This window comes from Reyranella sp. GW821-FHT12G01, assembly GCF_058806575.1.
In genome coordinates this window covers 910,196-926,697 of record NZ_JBXAPV010000001.1, presented here as the reverse complement: position 1 = coordinate 926,697, position 16,502 = coordinate 910,196, and the positions used below count along the sequence as shown (strand labels likewise).

The 16,502-nt window shown below is 65.5% G+C and carries 16 protein-coding genes; 9 read left to right on the top strand and 7 right to left on the bottom strand.

The window, feature by feature from the left end:
• The first annotated feature begins 57 nt into the window (after nt 1–57).
• The gene (locus AC1RP5_RS04555) at nt 58–627 is read left to right on the top strand and encodes a glutathione S-transferase family protein (protein WP_493109399.1); all 570 of its coding nucleotides are present in this window, start codon (nt 58–60) and stop codon (nt 625–627) included.
• A 116-nt stretch (nt 628–743) separates the two neighbouring features.
• On the opposite strand, the gene AC1RP5_RS04550 is transcribed toward AC1RP5_RS04555, so the two are convergent.
• From AC1RP5_RS04550 to AC1RP5_RS04540, 3 genes are all read right to left on the bottom strand, one after another.
• A complete protein-coding gene (locus tag AC1RP5_RS04550) occupies nt 744–3,074 on the bottom strand; it encodes a xanthine dehydrogenase family protein molybdopterin-binding subunit (protein ID WP_493109398.1) in 2,331 nt (776 codons plus the stop codon).
• Between the two features lie 79 nt (nt 3,075–3,153).
• Nucleotides 3,154–3,792 (bottom strand): NIPSNAP family protein, encoded by a 639-nt coding sequence (locus tag AC1RP5_RS04545; RefSeq protein ID WP_216958175.1) that lies wholly within the window; start codon nt 3,790–3,792, stop codon nt 3,154–3,156.
• Between the two features lie 17 nt (nt 3,793–3,809).
• Nucleotides 3,810–4,994: a mandelate racemase/muconate lactonizing enzyme family protein gene (locus AC1RP5_RS04540; RefSeq protein ID WP_493109397.1), complete on the bottom strand. Its 1,185-nt coding sequence runs from the start codon at nt 4,992–4,994 to the stop codon at nt 3,810–3,812.
• Nucleotides 4,995–5,127: 133 nt separating this feature from the next.
• Between AC1RP5_RS04540 and AC1RP5_RS04535 the strand changes: the two genes are divergently transcribed.
• The 7 genes from AC1RP5_RS04535 (at nt 5,128) to AC1RP5_RS04505 (ending at nt 12,494) form a co-directional block, all read left to right on the top strand.
• Nucleotides 5,128–6,108, top strand: a complete 981-nt coding sequence (locus tag AC1RP5_RS04535) for a hypothetical protein (protein ID WP_493109395.1) — start codon at nt 5,128–5,130, stop codon at nt 6,106–6,108.
• 76 nt (nt 6,109–6,184) lie between these two features.
• Nucleotides 6,185–6,862, top strand: a complete 678-nt coding sequence (locus AC1RP5_RS04530; protein WP_493109394.1) for a hypothetical protein — start codon at nt 6,185–6,187, stop codon at nt 6,860–6,862.
• Nucleotides 6,863–6,909: 47 nt separating this feature from the next.
• On the top strand, nt 6,910–7,761 hold the full coding sequence (locus AC1RP5_RS04525; RefSeq protein ID WP_493109393.1) for a protein-methionine-sulfoxide reductase heme-binding subunit MsrQ: 852 nt from the start codon (nt 6,910–6,912) through the stop codon (nt 7,759–7,761).
• Between the two features lie 13 nt (nt 7,762–7,774).
• Complete coding sequence (modB, locus tag AC1RP5_RS04520; protein ID WP_493109392.1) at nt 7,775–8,461, top strand: molybdate ABC transporter permease subunit; 687 nt, start codon at nt 7,775–7,777, stop codon at nt 8,459–8,461.
• Complete coding sequence (gene modC / locus AC1RP5_RS04515; RefSeq protein WP_493109391.1) at nt 8,458–9,519, top strand: molybdenum ABC transporter ATP-binding protein; 1,062 nt, start codon at nt 8,458–8,460, stop codon at nt 9,517–9,519. Before modB ends, modC begins: the two co-directional genes overlap by 4 nt.
• A 55-nt stretch (nt 9,520–9,574) precedes the next feature.
• Nucleotides 9,575–11,197, top strand: coding sequence for an FMN-binding glutamate synthase family protein (locus AC1RP5_RS04510; RefSeq protein WP_493109390.1), 1,623 nt, complete (start codon nt 9,575–9,577; stop codon nt 11,195–11,197).
• A 67-nt stretch (nt 11,198–11,264) separates the two neighbouring features.
• Nucleotides 11,265–12,494, top strand: a complete 1,230-nt coding sequence (locus AC1RP5_RS04505) for an aminotransferase-like domain-containing protein (protein ID WP_493109389.1) — start codon at nt 11,265–11,267, stop codon at nt 12,492–12,494.
• Between the two features lie 72 nt (nt 12,495–12,566).
• Here AC1RP5_RS04505 and AC1RP5_RS04500 read toward each other — a convergent pair whose 3' ends face one another.
• Genes AC1RP5_RS04500 through AC1RP5_RS04490 form a run of 3 tightly spaced genes read right to left on the bottom strand, consistent with a single transcriptional unit; the run spans nt 12,567 to nt 14,195 of the window.
• Nucleotides 12,567–12,986, bottom strand: coding sequence for a VOC family protein (locus tag AC1RP5_RS04500; protein WP_493109388.1), 420 nt, complete (start codon nt 12,984–12,986; stop codon nt 12,567–12,569).
• 14 nt (nt 12,987–13,000) lie between these two features.
• Entirely contained in the window at nt 13,001–13,633 is a 633-nt protein-coding gene (locus AC1RP5_RS04495) for a YceI family protein (protein ID WP_493109387.1), read from the bottom strand.
• A gap of 25 nt (nt 13,634–13,658) precedes the next feature.
• Entirely contained in the window at nt 13,659–14,195 is a 537-nt protein-coding gene (locus AC1RP5_RS04490) for an SRPBCC family protein (RefSeq protein ID WP_493109386.1), read from the bottom strand.
• 185 nt (nt 14,196–14,380) lie between these two features.
• On the opposite strand from AC1RP5_RS04490, the gene AC1RP5_RS04485 reads away from it, so the two are divergent.
• Nucleotides 14,381–14,848, top strand: a complete 468-nt coding sequence (locus AC1RP5_RS04485) for a Spy/CpxP family protein refolding chaperone (protein WP_493109385.1) — start codon at nt 14,381–14,383, stop codon at nt 14,846–14,848.
• A gap of 7 nt (nt 14,849–14,855) precedes the next feature.
• On the opposite strand, the gene AC1RP5_RS04480 is transcribed toward AC1RP5_RS04485, so the two are convergent.
• Nucleotides 14,856–16,463 (bottom strand): flavin-containing monooxygenase, encoded by a 1,608-nt coding sequence (locus tag AC1RP5_RS04480; protein WP_493109384.1) that lies wholly within the window; start codon nt 16,461–16,463, stop codon nt 14,856–14,858.
• Nucleotides 16,464–16,502 lie beyond the last annotated feature (39 nt).

Genomic DNA, 16,502 nt, shown 5'->3' with positions numbered 1-16,502 from the left:
AGCTATGCAATCGGCGTCAAAGCATGCGGAAAATCGCAAATGTGGTAGGCTGCTACCATGTTGACCCTCTACTTCTCGCCAGGCACCAGCTCCCTGGCCGCCCACATCGCCCTCCATGAGGCCGGTGCGACCTTCGAAACACGTGCGGTCTCGGTGCCGCGCAAGGAAACGCGCCTGCCGGACTTCCTCGCCGTCAATCCGGTGGGAAAGGTCCCGGTCCTGATGGTGGACGGACGACCGCTCACCGAGGTGGCGGGTATCCTGTTCTACATCGCCCGCACCTATCCCGCGGCGAACCTGCTGCCGGCCGGCGACATCGAGGCCGAGGCGCAGGCCGTCTCGTGGATGTCCTATGTCGCCTCGACGATCCATCCGGCGCTGCGGCAGGGCGTTGCGGAAGCGCGCGAACTCTATGCCGTGGCCGACAAGCGCCTGGGCAACCGCACCTGGATCCTGGGCGACCGCTACTCGATCGCCGACATCCACCTGTTTCGCGTCTACTGGCGCTTCCGCGACCAGCTCGAGCGCAAGCCCGGCGACTTCCCGGCGCTGGAGGCGCACCACGCCCGCATGCTGGAGCGGCCAGCCGTCAAGAAGACGCTCGAGATCGAGGCGAAGGCCACCTAGCGGATCATCCGCTCGGCATTGTCGTCCTGAGCGAAGCGAAGGACCTTGCAGAGCGACCAATGGACTCCTGAGCGAGCGCGAGATCCTTCGCTTCGCTCAGGATGACAAGAACAGCCTTACCCCGCGTTGATCGCCCGCCAGACCTTCTCCGGCGTGGCCGGCATGTCGATGTGCTTGCCGCCCAGCGCGTCGACGATGGCGTTCATGATCGACGGCAGCGCGCCGGCGCAGCCCGCCTCGCCGCAACCCTTCACGCCCAGCGTGTTGGTCTTGGCCGGCACGGGATGGCTCTGGATCGTGAAGCTCGGCGCATCCTGCGCGCGCGGCATGGCGTAGTCGGTGAAGGTGCCGGTCAGCAGCTGGCCCTGCTCGTCGTAGACGGTGCGCTCCATGATCGCCTGGCCGAGTCCCTGCACGACGCCGCCATGCGCCTGGCCCTCGACCAGCATCGGATTGATGAGCGTGCCGAAGTCGTTGACCATGAAGTAGCGCACCAGCTCGATCGTGCCGGTATCAGGGTCGACCTCGACCTCGCAGACGTGGCAGCCGTTGGGGAACGAGGACGGCGGCGTGTCGGAAACATGCGCAACGTCGAGCGTCTGCGGCACGTCTTCGGGCAGCGCGAGACCGTCCTGCAGCTTCTTCGCCAGCTCGAGGATGCCGATGCTGCGGTCGGTGCCGGCGATCTTGAAGCGTCCCTTGTCGAATTCCATGTCGGCGACAGACGCTTCGAGCACATGCGCGGCGATGTGCTTGCCCTGGTCGATCACCTTGCGGCTGGCTTCGAGGAACGCTTCCGCACCCACCAGCGCCGAGCGCGAACCGCCGGTGCCGCCACCGGCCTTCAGTTGATCGCTGTCGCCCTGCATCAGCTTGAAGCGTTCGAAGGGAATGCCCAGCAGCCCGGTCAGCACCTGCGCATAGGTCGAGGCGTGGCCCTGACCGTAGTCGAGCGTGCCGCTCAGCATGGTGACGTCGCCATCGGGCTCGAAGCGGATGCCGCCATGCTCCTTGCCCGCCGGCGCCGTCACTTCGAGATAGCTGCCGACGCCGCGGCCGCGCAGCTTGCCGCGCTTGGCGCTGTCGGCCTTGCGCGCCGCGAAGCCGTCCCAGTCGGAAATCTCCAGCGTCTCGTCGAGGATCGCGCGGAACTCACCCGAGTCGTAGAGATTGTTGGCCGGCGACTTGTACGGCATTTCCTCCGGCGCGATGTGATTGCGCCGGCGCAGCTCGATGCTGTCGATCCCCATCTCACGCGCCGCCGTCTCGATCAGGCGCTCCATGAAGTAGTTGCCTTCGGGCCGCCCCGCGCCGCGATAGGCGGCGATTGGCGTGCAGTTGGTGAAGACGATCTTGGAGTTCACTTCCATCGCCGGCGTCTTGTAGACGTCGATCAGGTTCTTCACCGCGTTGGTCGTCGCCGGCATCGGCGGATAAATATAGGCGCCGGCATTGCCGTAGCCGGTGAGCCGGACCGCGAGGAACTTGCCGTCCTTGTCCAATGCCAGCTCGGCGACGCGCTTGTGGTCGCGGCCGTGATGATCCGACAGGAAGCTCTCCGAGCGTTCGTCGGTCCACTTCACCGGCCTGCCGAGCTTCTTCGCCGCCAGCATCAGCGGCGCATATTCCGGATAGGGTGGCGCCTTCATGCCGAACGAGCCGCCGACATTGCCGGTCAGCACATGCAGCTTGTCGGGCGTGACCTTCAGCACGTCCTTGGCGAGACCACCGCGCAGGCCGAACACGCCCTGGCAGCCGACGTTGAGGACCCAACGGTCCTTCACCGTGTCATAGGAGCCGATGGCCGAGCGCGGCTCCATCGGATTGCAGACGACCCGCTGCGAATCGATGTTGAGCTTCGTCACGTGCGCGGCTTCTGCGAAGGCCTTCGTAACAGCCTCGGCATTGCCGAAATGGAAATCGAGCACGAGGTTGCCCGGGGCATCGTCATGGATCTGCGGCGCGCCCTCGGCCAACGCCGCTTCGGGGCTGGTCACGGCCGGCAGTTCGTCGATGTCGAGCATCACGGCTTCCGCGGCGTCCTTGGCCTGCAGCGCCGTCTTGGCGACGACCACGGCTACGACCTCGCCGACGAAACGCACTTTATTCTTGGCCAGCGACCAGCGCGGCGGCGTCTTCATCGGCGTGCCGTCCCGCTGCGGGATGTTGAGCGGGCACATCAGCGGACCGAAGCCCGCCTCGTCGAGATCGGCGGCCGTCAGGATCATCAGCACGCCCGGCATGTCCTTCGCCTCGGACATGTCGATGCCCTTCAGGATGCCGTGCGCGTTACGGCTGCGCACCATCACCGCATAGGCCTGGCCCGGAAGGTTGATGTCGTCGGTGTAGCGGCCCTGGCCCCGCAGGAGGGTCGGGTCTTCCTTGCGCGTCACGGGCTGGCCCACGCCGAACTTAACGAAGGCAAGACTGTCGTCGAACGTGTCCATGCACCGATCCTCGCAATAACCAAGCCACCTCACCCCGGGGATCGCTCCCCGGGGTGGGTTCAGTTCAGTCCGTTTATTACTACTTCAGCGGCGAGTAGTTGGTCGGCAGCAGCAGGGTGGAGTGCATCTCCTGCAGCTTGGCCGGACCCTTGGCGAGATAGGCCTGCCACGCCGGATCCTTCATGGCCGCGGCGCGGGCCTCGAAGCGCTCCTGCAGGTTCTTGTAGCGCCAGAGATGGATCCACTCGTTGGGCTGCGGGAACTCGCCGGTCCAGGCGCCCCAGATCGGCGAGTACTTCTCGCGCGCCGCCTGGACTTCCTTGAAGTCCTTGCCGTACTGCACCGCGCCGCCGAGGCCGCAACGGTAGATGCGCAGTTCGTAGATGTTGCCGGTGGTGCCGTCGTCCGGCTTGATGTCGACGACGGTGTTCATCAGGCGCAGGTCCTGGCGAACGACGCAGGTGCGCACGATCGGAATGTACTTCTCGGTCCAGTCCTTGTTCTTCTGCAGCTCGGTGCGCAGGCGCGTGCGCTCCTCGTAGCTGTCGTACTTCCACAGATGCCAGATCTGGTTCAGGGCGCCGAACTCCGACGTCCAGTAACCGTGATTGACGCCATAGTTGTTGCCGCGCGCCGGGCGGCCGATCGTCTCGGCGGCCTTGAGGTATTCCGGCATCTTGCCGGGCGCGAGCGTGTAGGTGCGAAACTCGTAGACCATGGGATTGTCTCTTCCTCTCAGGGATGCGGGTTCTTGGGCGGATGCGCCTTGACCGCCTCCTCGTTGATGTCGGCACCCCAGCCGGGCCGGGTGGGCACGATCAGTTCGCCATTCTGGATCACCGGCGGGTGAGTCACCAGATCGTCCTTCCATGGCACGTCGTCGATATCGATTTCCATGATGCGGAAGTTGGGCATGGCGGCGCAGAGATGGGCGCTCATCAGCGTCGACATATGACCGTAAAAATTGTGCGGCGCGCAGTTGATCTCGTAGGCCTCGGCCATCGAGGCGATCTTCAGCGACTCTGCGAGCCCATTCCACGGCACGTCGATGATCGACACGTCGATCGAGCGGTTCTCGAAGAACGGCCGGAACTGGCGGCGGCCGAACAGCGATTCGCACGAGGCAATCGGCATCGAGGCGCGGTCGCGGATCAGGCGCAGGCCCTCAGGGTCGTAAGAATCGATCTCCATCCAGAAGAGATTGTAGGGCTCGCAGGTTCGCGCGACCTTGATGTAGCCCTCGGTCTTGAAGTTGAAATTGGTGTCGAGAAGGATGCCCATCTCGTGGCCGGCGCCCTGGCGGAACGCCGCCAGCCCGTCGGAAATCGCGCCCAGTACGGCGCCATCGGCATTCAGCTCGGGTCCGCCGGGGCTACGGCCAAAGCCCGGCTGGTACATGTTCGGCGGATCGAGATCGAAGCGGAAGATGTTGGTCTTCAGCGCCTTGAAGCCGCGTTCCTTCACATGCTTGCCGAGCTTAACCAGATCATCGAGCGAGCGCACCGGCTCGACGCCCATCACCTCGGCGTTGCGGAACCGGTAGCTGCCGCAATGCGACCAGTAGAGCGGCAGCCGGTCGCGCACCGGGCCGCCGAACATCTCGCAGACGGGGATGCCCAGCGCCTTGGCCTTGACGTCGATCAGGGCGTTCTCGATGGCGGCCATCGCCTGCTGGTTCATGCCGCCCGGTGCCTGGCGGGTGATGGCGTAGATCGTCGACATGATGCGCTCGATGGGGCGCGGATCCTGCCCGATCAGCGCCTGCGCCATGCGGCGGATGACGGCGGTGAGGCCCGCACTGCCATAGCCTTCGTTGTATTCGGACCAGCCGACCAGACCGTCATCGGTCGTGATCTTGAGAAAGGAAAAGTCGCGCCAGCCGGCGTCGCAATGCAGATCCTCGATCTTGGCGATTTTCATGATTGTTCCTCCCGAGAGCCAACAGCATAGACCAGCCGGACGCGGGGTCGCGCCTCCCATTTGTCACGACGATTCACGGGCCGGCGGCGATTTGCCGATTGTTAATCGAGGGCGGGAGGCGCACGGCCTTGGCATGCGCTCCAACAAGCCGGTGAACATGGACATCGATCAGCTTCGCGGATGGGCCTCGGTCATGGACAAAGCCATGATCGCGAGCCTGGTCGCCACCATTCTGGCCCTGGCGGCGCTGGGCATCACGACCTTCCTGTCGTTCCGCTACGGCGCCGCTGTTCGCACTCACGAACAGGCCCTCCTCGATCGCTACAAAGGGATTGAGAGCCAGGCCGCGCAGCGCGAGCAAGACGCCTCGGCGGCGCGCGAGCAGGTGGCGACGCTCGAACAGCAAGTTGCCGCGGCGCGCGATCGGACGACGGCGCTCGAGCGCGAGATTTCGATGGCGCGGGACCAGGCAGCGACACTCGCGCAGGAAGCGGACAGATCGCGCGAGCGGGCAGCGGCTTTCGAACAGGCCGCCCGCGATGCGACCGAGCGTGCGACGGCGCGCGAGGCCACGCGCCCCACAGAGAGCACACGGACTCCGTTGTTCGATGCGGCTGAAATCAAGCGGCGTCTCGCCGACCTCGGCAAGCTGGTCAAGGATGCGACCGCCCGGCCGGCTGAGCCGGCGCAGGAACTGGCCCCGCAGCCCGTGCCCAAGCCGACACCGCCGTTTGTCGCGAGCCTGCAGAAGTTCGCTGGCACACAGGCTGCGATTTTCCTGCTGGGCCAGATATCCGACGCTCCGGCGATCGGGGCGACCTTGTCGGCCGATCTCGGCCAGGCCGGCTGGGCGCCGCAGACATGGACCTGGGGTGGCGTCAGCGGCATCTTCGGCGTCGTCATCCTCGTCAGGGATGGCAGCGACCCGGCCACGCACGAGGCCGCCTCCGCGCTTGTGGAAGCACTGCGCTCGGCCGGCTTCAACGCGACCAAGGGCGACTGGCCGGCGAACTGGGGCCGGTTCCGCGGCACGCTGAACGGTCCCCAGACACCCAGCCCGACCGACGCCGCCATACGAATCGTCATCGGAGAGAAGGCGCGGAACCCGTCTTGATCCCGGGCCCGCTCGGCCAGCCCATGGCAAAATGCCAGTTTTGTAGGCATCCTGTACTTCAGGATCGGAGTTATTGATGCCTCTTCTCGGCAAGGGAATGTTGCTCACGCTGACCGATGTGTCGGCGCGAGACGAACGAGATTACAACGAGTGGTACAATCGCGAGCATATCGACGATCGCATGAACCTGCCCGGGTTCCATCGCGGCCGGCGTTACGCCGCCGTGAACGGCAAGCCCAAGTATCTCGCGGTCTACGAGTGCGACACCGTCGCGATCCTCGGCACGCAGAACTATCTGCGAACGCTGGACCACCAGACGCCGTGGAGCCAGAGGGTCATGGCGCGCTTCACGCATTTCACCCGGCTGACCCTGCGCATCCAGGTCGACCAGACGCATGGCGTCGGCGCCGCCCTGGCGACGGTCCGCTTCGTGCCGAACCTGCACCGTCGCAAGGCGCTGGTCGAATGGCTCTCCACACAAGCCGTGCCGAAACTGATCGCGCGTCCGGGCGTGCTGGGCGCCGCGGTCGGCGAGAACGACCTCGAAGTGGTGCACGCGCCCTTGCAGGACAAGAGCATGGACCATCCGAGAGCCGACGAGTCCGAATGGGTCGTGCTTATCGAAGGCGCCGAATTCGCAGCCGTCAGCGCCGCGGCGCGTTCGCTATTCACGCCGACGCGCCTCAAAGCTTTCGGCATCGAGGCTGCACCGACGATCGGCACCTACCGCTTCCTGTTCGGCAACCAGCGATGACGTTTCTTTGACCCATCGTTGATCGCTCAATCGACTAGGGTCAGGACGTGTCCAATCAACGCATCATCTTCTGGCTGAGACTGGCGACCCTGATCGCCCTCTGCCTGCCCGCCGTCGATCTCGCCTGGCGCTGGTACACCGGCGACCTCGACCCGCGCCCCGTGACGCTCGCTACCCATGCGACCGGCGACTGGGCGGTGGCGTTCCTGCTGGTTTCGCTGGCGCTGACGCCGGCGCGCGCGATCTTCGACTGGATGCCACTGATCCATATCAGGCGCCGGGTCGGCGTCGCGGCGGCGCTCTACGCCGTCGCCCATCTCCTGATCTACGTCCTCGATCAGAAATTTAACCTGATCGTCGTCGCCTCGGAGATCGTGAAGCGCTTCTATCTTACCATCGGCTTCGTGGCGCTGGTCGCGCTGGTGGCGCTTGCCATCACCTCGACCAACGGCTGGCAGAAGAAGCTGAAGCGGAACTGGAAGCGCCTGCATTGGCTGGTCTATCCCGCCGTCGCTCTGGCGCTGCTGCACTTCTTCATCCAATCGAAGGTGAAGATCGGCGAGGCCGCCTTTGCCGCCGGGCTTTTCGCCTGGCTCATGCTGTGGCGCGTGCTGCCACCGCGTTTGCGCACGACCTTCGCCGGCCTCTTCCTGCTCGCCGTCGGCGCCACGCTGTTCACCGTCGCCTTCGAGGCTTCGTGGTATGGCCTCGTGAACAAGATCGACCCGATGCGGGTGCTCGCCGCCAATCTCGATCCCGAGTTGATCCCAAGGCCGGCGCAGAAGGTGCTGGCGGTGTCGCTGCTGGTGATCGTGCTGGCCGCACTTCGGCGCGGGTTCGCTGCGGCGACCCGGCTCTGGACGCAGCGCTATATCCGACGGACTATACCGACTTCCTGAACTGGAAGTGGGCATGACTCCGGACGAATGGACGGCCGTACGGCTGAGCCTTCTGATCGCCACGACGGCGACGCTCTTCAGCCTGCCGGTTGGCATCGCCATCGCCTGGCTGCTGGCGCGTGGGAAATTCTGGGGCAAGAGCGTGCTCGACACGCTGGTTCACCTGCCGCTGATCATGCCGCCGGTCGTCACCGGCTATCTGCTGCTCCTGTCGTTCGGCCGGCGCGGGCCGGTCGGCGGCTTCCTGGCCGAGGAATTCGGCATCGTCTTCTCGTTCCGCTGGACCGGTGCGGCACTCGCCTGCGCCGTCATGGGCTTCCCGCTTCTGGTGCGCGCCATCCGCCTGTCCATCGAGGCGGTCGACCAGCGCCTCGAGGCCGCGGCCGGCACCCTGGGCGCCAACCCGCTCTGGGTCTTCGCCACCGTCACCCTGCCGCTCTGCCTGCCGGGCATCCTGGCGGGCGCGATCCTAGCCTTCGCCAAATCGATGGGCGAGTTCGGCGCCACGATCACCTTCGTCTCCAACATTCCCGGCGAGACGCAAACCCTGCCGGCCCTGATCTACACGCTGACGCAGGTGCCCGGCGGCGATGCCGCCGCGATGCGCCTCACGCTCGTGTCGATCGCCATTTCCATGCTGGCGCTGCTCGGCTCCGAGCTTCTGGCCAAGCGCATCGGCGCACGGCGGCAGACGGCATGAGCCTCGACGTCGACGTCGATCACAAGCGCGGCAGCTTCCATCTCCAGGCGCGCTTCACGGCAGCGCCCGGCCTGACGGCGCTGTTCGGCCGCTCGGGCTCAGGCAAGACCAGCCTGGTCAGCATCGTCGGCGGGCTGATCCGCCCCGACCGCGGCCGCGTCTCGGTCGACGGACAGACACTCGTCGACACAGAACGCGGCGGCTTCGTGCCGGCCCACAAGCGGCGCATCGGCTACGTCTTCCAGGACAGCCGCCTGTTTCCGCATCTCAGCGTGCGCCGCAACCTGCTCTACGGCCGCTGGTTCGTACGCGGCACCGGCGGCGCAACGGCCGATCTTGGCGCGGTGGTCGAGCTTCTGGGCATCGGCCATCTGCTGGAGCGCAATCCCGAATCCCTGTCCGGCGGCGAGAAACAGCGCGTCGCCATCGGCCGCGCCCTGCTCGCAAGGCCCCGGCTGGTGCTGATGGACGAACCGCTGGCCTCGCTCGACGAATCGCGGCGCGCCGAGATCCTGCCCTATATCGAGCGACTGAGGGACGAAGCGGGCGTCCCGATCCTCTATGTCAGCCATTCGGTCGCCGAGGTGGCGCGGCTCGCCACCACGGTCGTGATCATGACCGAGGGCAAGGTGACGGCGGTCGGCCCGGTGCTCGACATCCTGCCGCTGGCCGATGCCACCGACGGCGGCTCGGTGCTCGACGCCCGGATCAGCCGCCACGACGAAGCCTTCCAGCTTTCGGTGCTGGAAAGCGCCGCCGGCGAATTGCAGGTGCCACGGCTCAGCGCCCCCGTGGGGGCGCCGGTGCGGGCTTATATCCGTTCCCGCGACGTGATGCTGAGCCTCCAGCCGCCCGAGGAAATCAGCGCGCTGAACGTGCTGGCGGGCAGGATCGCCGCCATCATCCCGACGGCCAATGCCCAGGCCGATATCCGCCTGGACTGCAACGGCGCTGTCCTGATGGCCCGTCTCACGGCAAAATCGGTCGACCGCCTGGCGCTGGCTCCCGGCCGGCCGGTCTATGCCGTCGTCAAGAGCGTGTCATTCGAACGCAGTTAACTGCGCTAGAGTGAGGGTGGGCACCGGGCCCACCAATGAAGCCTGAGGAAACCGAATGAAATCGATGCCGCTGCCGCTGACGCCGCGATTCATTACCTGGACGCTGGCAACGCTCGTGGCCGTCCTGCTGGGCCTGGCCTGGGGTTTCGATCCCAAATCGTGGTGGATCGGCGTCGGCTTCGCCATCGCCCTGTTCCTGACCCTCGTCGGCTTCTACGACTACTACCAGACCAGACACGCGGTGCTGCGCAACTACCCGATCGCCGCGCACCTGCGCTTCATCTTCGAGGCGATCCGGCCCGAGATGCGCCAGTACTTCTTCGAGGGCGAAAAGGACGGCATGCCATTCCCGCGCGACCGCCGCGCGATCGTCTACCAGCGCGCCAAGTCGATGCTCGACGTGCGGCCCTTCGGCACCAACTACGACGTCTATTCCGAGGGCTACGAGTGGATGACGCACTCGATCTCGCCGACGCCGGTCAGCAAGGATCCGTTCCGCATCACCGTCGGCGGACCCGACTGCACGCAGCCCTACTCCGCCTCGATCTTCAACATCTCGGCCATGAGCTTCGGGGCGTTGAGCGCCAACGCCATCCGCGCGCTGAACTCCGGCGCCCGCGTCGGCGGCTTCGCGCATGACACCGGCGAAGGCGGCTACAGCCCCTATCACCGCGAGGGCGGCGGCGACATCATCTGGGAGATCGGCTCCGGCTACTTCGGCGCGCGCAATGCCGACGGCACCTTCTCGGCCGAGAAGTTCGCCGCGGGTGCCGCCAATCCGCAGGTGAAGATGGTCGAGCTGAAGCTCAGCCAGGGCGCCAAGCCCGGCCATGGCGGCGTGCTGCCGGCCCCCAAGGTCAGCGAGGAGATCGCCCTGACACGCGGCGTGCCGGTCGGCGAGGACTGCGTCTCGCCCTCGCACCACACGGCTTTCTCGACTCCCATCGAGATGATGAAGTTCATCGCCGAGATGCGCCGCCTCTCGGGCGGCAAGCCGGCCGGCTTCAAGCTCTGCGTCGGCCACGAATGGGAGTTCATGGCGATCTGCAAGGCGATGCTGGAGACCGGCATCTATCCCGACTTCATCGTCGTCGACGGCAAGGAAGGCGGCACCGGCGCCGCGCCGATGGAGTTCCTCGACCATGTCGGCAAGCCGATGCGGCAGGGCCTGCACATCGTGCACAACGCCATGGTCGGCATCGGCGCTCGCCACCGGGTCAAGATCGGTGCGGCCGGCAAGATCATCACCGCCTTCGACATCATCCGGGCGATGGCGCTCGGCGCCGACTGGTGCAATTCGGCGCGCGGCTTCATGTTCGCCGTGGGCTGCATCCAGTCGCAGTCCTGCCACACCGACCGTTGCCCCACCGGTGTCGCCACCCAGGACCCGACGCGCCAGCGCGCGCTGGTCGTGCCCGACAAGATGGAGCGGGTGGTGAACTTCCACCGCGCCACCCTGCATGAACTCGCCGAGCTGGTCGCCGCCGCGGGCCTCGACCATCCGACCGACTTCAAGCCGATCCACATTTCTCGCCGGGTTTCCGCCAGCGAAGTGAAAACCTTCGCCGACCTCTTCCCGGCGCTGACCGAGGGCGAGCTGGTCTCGGGCACGAGCAACCCGCGCTGGCGGCGGGCCTGGGACATGGCGCACGCAAATTCGTTCCGCGCGACGGCCTGATCGGAGCAAATCTGTTGCGAATCCCCTTTGGTTGGCCCAGCAATTGGTCAACCAAAGAGGAAACGCCATGACCGCTCCGTTCGATTTCGCGCCCCTGCTGGCGCCCGGCACACCCGCCCCCGCCGCAAAGTGGAACGGCTTCCCGAAGTACAATTTCATCGGCGGCCACAACGACGCCGGCAACGTGCCCGTCCAGGCCCTGATCGATGCGGCGACCGCGGTGCTGAAGCGCGAGGGCGCGACGCTCGCGACCTACGGCCTGAACAGCGGGCCGCTGGGCTACAAGCCGCTGCGCGAGTTCCTCTCGGCCAAGCTCAAGGACCATGCCGGCATCGAATGCGCGTCGGACGAGATCCTGATCACCTCGGGCTCGATGCAGGGCCTCGACCTGATCAACAGCCTGCTGGTGACCAAGGGCGACACCGTCATCATCGAGCAGGAGACCTATGGCGGCGCGCTCACCAAGCTGAACAAGCTCGGCGTCAACATCGTCGGCATTCCGCTCGACCATGAGGGCCTGCGCCTCGACGTGCTGAAGCAGAAGCTGGAAGAGCTGAAGCAGAAGGGCATCAAGCCCAAGTACATCTACACGATCCCGACGGTGCAGAACCCGACCGGTGCGATCATGGGCGAGGCCCGTCGCGCCGAGCTGCTGAAGATCGCCGCCGAGTACGGCGTCATGATCTTCGAGGACGAGTGCTATTCCGACCTGATCTGGAGCGGCAAGCGCCCGCGCTCGCTCTATGCTATGGCCAAGGGCGAAGGCGTCGTCTTCATCGGCTCCTTCTCCAAGTCGATCGCTCCGGCGCTGAGGGTCGGCTACATCGTCGCCAAGTGGGATATCCTCGGCCGCATCCTCGGGCTGAAGCAGGACGCGGGCTCGGGCGCGCTGGAGCAGATGGTGCTGGCGGAGTTCTGCACGCAGCACTTCGCCAACCATGTGCCGAAGCTCAACAAGACCCTGTCGGCCAAGCTGCAGACCCTGCGCGAGGCGCTGGCCGAGCAGTTCGGCACCGACGCCGAGTTCGGCAATCCCGAGGGCGGCATCTATCTCTGGATCAAACTGCCCGACAACGTCGACACGACGAAGCTCGCCCAGGCGGCGCTGGCCGCCGGCGTGTCGCTCAATCCCGGCCAGGAATGGTCGACCAACAAGGAATATGCCCGCTCGCGGCTGCGGCTTTGCTTCGCCAATCCCGAGCCCGAGACGATCCGCAAGGGCGTCGAAGTGCTGGCCGAGGTCTGCCGTCGCGAGTTCGGCGTGCCGCTGCGCTCGGCCAACGTCGAGAAGAAGTAAGCCGCGGAGGCTTCCAATAGAAAGGCCCGGTGGATCGCTCCACCGGGCCTTTTCCTTTGATCGCCGCGACGACTACATCTCCTGCGGGACGATCACCATCCACGACACGCCGAACTTGTCGGCGACGCAGCCGAAGCGCGGCGAGAAGAACGTCTTGCCGATCGGCATCTGGATCTGGCCGTCCTTGGCCAGCGCCTCGAACGCCTTGTCGGCCTCGGCTTCGTTGGCGACGTTGAGCGCCAGCGAGAAGCCCTGGAAGTTGGTCTTGCCGTCGCTCCCCATGCCGTCCGAGCACATGATCATCGCGTCGCCGATATGCATGCTGGCATGCATGACCGCCTCGGGATTGACCTTCACGTGCTCCATGGCGCCCGCGTCGGGATTCTCCTTGAAGCGCATCAGCATGTCGACTTTGGCGCCCAGCTTCTCCTTGTAGAAGTTGAGGGCCTCCTCGCAGCGGCCGTTGAAGAACAGATAGGGTTGGATCGCCATGACTTCCTCCTCGGTTAAGGATTCTTCTCGAACTCGGTGTCGATCTGGATCTGGATCGGATCGGTGAAGAACGGCGCCAGGCCGTAATCCTGCGGATTGATGGTCGCAACGGCGTGCACGCCGATGCGTGGCTTGCCGTCGAACCCCTTGCCGGCACCGCCCAGCTCGACGTCGAAGACCAGGGGCTTTGTCTTGCCCATCAGGGTGAACTGGCCCTCGACCTTGCCGCGCGTCTTGTCGGTCGGCTTGAAGGCGGTCGACACGAAGGTCGCCTGCGGGAAGGCTTTCGACTTCAGGAAACCGTCGCCCGCCAGCTCCTCGGCGAAGCCCTTCACGTTGGTCGCGATCGAGGCCGTGTCGACCGAAGCGGAGAGCTGCGACTTCTCGATGGCGGCCGGATCCCAGGTGAGCGAGCCCTTTACGCGATCGAACCGGAACACGCTCTGCGAATAGCCGATATGGGAGACGCGCACGATCACCGCCGTGTGCGCTTCGTCGAGCGTGTAGGCGCCGGCCGTCGCCAGCGAGATGTCGCGCTCGCCCGCGAAGACACCGGGCGGCAGGGCCACGGGCGCCGGCGCCTGTGCCAGCGCCGCCGTGGATCCCATCGCCAGAACGATGGCGAGCATGCGCAGTCCGCGGGTCATACGATCCTCCTCGACAAGTGGGGGTTCACTTCTCGACGACGGTCTTCAGCTTCGCCAATCCAGCCGCGAAATCCCGGCCGATCATGTTGTCCATGTCCATGAAGGTGCCGATCAGCTTGGTCATGAAGGTGCTGGGACCGTACATCGCCCAGGTGACAATCGTCTGACCGCCCTTTGGTTCCACCGTGAGCTCCGCGGTGTTGTGACCTTCGAAGGGTTTCAGGAAATCGAGCTTGATCACGACCTTCTGGGCCGGCTTGGACTCGAGGATTTCCATGCGGCCGGAACCGACATTCTTGTTGCCGTCCCATTCGTAGACGGCGCCCTTGCCGCTCTCCGCGCCGCTGTAAGTGCGCTTCATGTCGGGGTCCCGCCCCTCGTAGGGCGACCATTCGGTCCAGCGCTTCAGCCCCTCGAGATAGGGGAAGATCTTCTCGGGCGGCGCATTCATCGCCGCCGAACGCTCCACACGGAACGAATTGGGCTTGGTGGCGGCGTAGACAAGAACGGCCGCAATCGCCACGACGACGACCACGCCGATGATGGCCAGGATCTTCAGCATGCTGTCCTCGTGTGGCTTCTTTAGTTAACCATTAAGTTAACACTTAAGACGATACGGCAGCGGGCGTCAACGCCGGACCTCGCCGGGCGCCGTTTACACAACTTTACCTTCGCGAGAAGAACGCGAAACCGGCGACCGGCACATTGTCCTCACGCGAAACGCACAGCCCAGCGTGGGAGACCGACATGACGACGCCGACCCTCAAGAGCATCCTGGCCCTGGCTTTCACTGCCAGCATCGCCTTCTCAGTTCCTGTGCGGGCCGAGACAGATGCGCCGGGCGTCATCACCGTCGTGGCGGCGCGTTACCCCGAGGCGCTGGAGCGTCGGGTCGACGAAGCCCTGACCGGCACCAATGCCACGCTTGACCAGAAGATCGAGATCGTCGGCATCATCGAAGCCGCGCTGCACGAGGTTCAGCCGCTGCGCGACCAGCGCGCCACCACCGACACCGCGCTGCGCGAGGCGATGAGCGCGGACAAGGTCGACCCGGCCGCGATCGAACGGCTGCGCAAGCAGCAGATCCAGTCCGTCGACACGGTGTCGAAGCGCATGACCCAGGCCATGACCGATGCCGGCAAGGTGCTGGACACCGCCCAGCGCCAGGCCTTCTACAGGAACTGGAGCGAGCGTCCCTTCGCCCGTCGTATCTAGAGTCGCCTCAGGCCAGCGCGAAGCCCTCGTAGCCGTTGGCCACGACCTTCTCGCAGGCCTGGATGTAGGCCGGCAGGCCGCCGATATAGGGCATGAACACGCGCGGCTTGCCGGGAATGTTGGCGCCGACATACCAGGAGCTGCAGGTCGAACGCAGGGTGATGTTCGACACGTCGCCGACATGGCCGACCCAGGCTTCCTGGGCCTCCGGCTCCGCCTCGATCACCGTCTTGCCCCTGGCCCGCAACGCCTCGAGACAGTCGGCGATGAAGTCGACATGCTGCTCGATCGAGGGAAGCATGTTGGTCAGCACCGAGGGGCTGCCCGGGCCGGTGATCATGAACAGGTTGGGGAAGTCGACGACCGTCAGGCCGAGATAGGTCTTGGGCCCCTCGTTCCAGCGCTCCTTCAGCGAGACGCCGCCGCGGCCGCGGAAATCGACCTTGAGCAACGCACCGGTCATCGCGTCGAAGCCGGTCGCCAGCACGAGGCAGTCGAACGTGTAGTTCTCGCCCTTGGCGCGCAGGCCGTCGGCGGTGATGCGCTCGATCGGCTCGTCGCTGATGTCGACCAGGGTCACGTTCGGCCGGTTGAAGGTCGCCCAGTAGCCGGTGTCGACGCAGAGCCGCTTGCAGCCGATGATGTTCTTCGGCACCAGCGCCGCAGCGGTCTGGGGATCCTTCACGACCTCGCCGATCTTGGCGCGCACGAAGTCGGCCGCGTGCTTGTTGGACTCGTCGCTCAGCAGCAGGTCCGAGAAGGACGCCATGAAGCCCAGCCCGCCGTAATCCCAGCGCGCCTGGAAGGCACGGTTGCGCTCCTCCTCCGACGTCTCGGCGGCCGAGGCGGGATTGATGATGAAGTCGATGCCGGCCGGCTTGGTCTTGGCGCGCTTGCGCATCTCGGGATAGCTCGCCTTCACCTGCCGCACATAGTCGGGATCGAGCGGCTTGTTGTGCGCCGGCACCGTGTAGTTGGCGGTGCGCTGGAACACGGTGAGGTGTTTCGCCTGCGCGGCCATCACCGGGATCGACTGGATGGCCGAGGAGCCCGTGCCGATCACGCCCACCGTCTTGCCGGTGAAGTCGACGCCTTCATGCGGCCAGTTGCCAGTGTGATAGGTCGGCCCCTTGAAGTCTTCGAGGCCGGGAATCTTCGGCGTGTTGGGCGAGGACAGGCAGCCCATCGCCGTGATGACGAACCTTGCCGTCACCGTCTCGGCCGCATCGGAGTCGCCGGTCTTTTCCGTCTCGACCTTCCACAGGTTGGCAGCCTCGTCGAAGGTCGCCTTGCTCACCTTGGTCTCGAAGCGCATGTCGCGGCGCAGGTCGTAGCGGTCGGCGACATGGTTGGCGTAGCGCAGCAGCTCGGGCTGGGTGGCGTAACGCTCGCTCCACTCCCATTCCTGCTCCAGCTCGGGCGAGAACTGGTAGGAATACTGGACGCTTTCCACGTCGCAGCGCGCGCCGGGATAGCGGTTCCAGTACCAGGTGCCGCCGACGCCCTTGCCGGCCTCGAACACACGCGCCGTAAAACCCTTCTGGCGAAGGCGGTGCAGCATGTACATGCCACCGAAGCCCGCGCCGATGATCACCGCATCGAAATCGATCGACATGCGTCCTCCAGAATTGCGAGAGCCGGTAGAAAGTCCCTG

Coding starts and splice junctions, on each gene's coding strand:
- AC1RP5_RS04555 (WP_493109399.1), top strand. CDS start 58: ATGTTGACCCTCTACTTCTCGCCAGGCACCAGCTCCCTGGCCGCCCAC.
- AC1RP5_RS04505 (WP_493109389.1), top strand. CDS start 11,265: ATGACCGCTCCGTTCGATTTCGCGCCCCTGCTGGCGCCCGGCACACCC.
- modB (WP_493109392.1), top strand. CDS start 7,775: ATGACTCCGGACGAATGGACGGCCGTACGGCTGAGCCTTCTGATCGCC.
- AC1RP5_RS04500 (WP_493109388.1), bottom strand. CDS start 12,986: ATGGCGATCCAACCCTATCTGTTCTTCAACGGCCGCTGCGAGGAGGCC.
- modC (WP_493109391.1), top strand. CDS start 8,458: ATGAGCCTCGACGTCGACGTCGATCACAAGCGCGGCAGCTTCCATCTC.
- AC1RP5_RS04495 (WP_493109387.1), bottom strand. CDS start 13,633: ATGACCCGCGGACTGCGCATGCTCGCCATCGTTCTGGCGATGGGATCC.
- AC1RP5_RS04490 (WP_493109386.1), bottom strand. CDS start 14,195: ATGCTGAAGATCCTGGCCATCATCGGCGTGGTCGTCGTCGTGGCGATT.
- AC1RP5_RS04485 (WP_493109385.1), top strand. CDS start 14,381: ATGACGACGCCGACCCTCAAGAGCATCCTGGCCCTGGCTTTCACTGCC.
- AC1RP5_RS04535 (WP_493109395.1), top strand. CDS start 5,128: ATGCGCTCCAACAAGCCGGTGAACATGGACATCGATCAGCTTCGCGGA.
- AC1RP5_RS04540 (WP_493109397.1), bottom strand. CDS start 4,994: ATGAAAATCGCCAAGATCGAGGATCTGCATTGCGACGCCGGCTGGCGC.
- AC1RP5_RS04545 (WP_216958175.1), bottom strand. CDS start 3,792: ATGGTCTACGAGTTTCGCACCTACACGCTCGCGCCCGGCAAGATGCCG.
- AC1RP5_RS04510 (WP_493109390.1), top strand. CDS start 9,575: ATGAAATCGATGCCGCTGCCGCTGACGCCGCGATTCATTACCTGGACG.
- AC1RP5_RS04530 (WP_493109394.1), top strand. CDS start 6,185: ATGCCTCTTCTCGGCAAGGGAATGTTGCTCACGCTGACCGATGTGTCG.
- AC1RP5_RS04550 (WP_493109398.1), bottom strand. CDS start 3,074: ATGGACACGTTCGACGACAGTCTTGCCTTCGTTAAGTTCGGCGTGGGC.
- AC1RP5_RS04480 (WP_493109384.1), bottom strand. CDS start 16,463: ATGTCGATCGATTTCGATGCGGTGATCATCGGCGCGGGCTTCGGTGGC.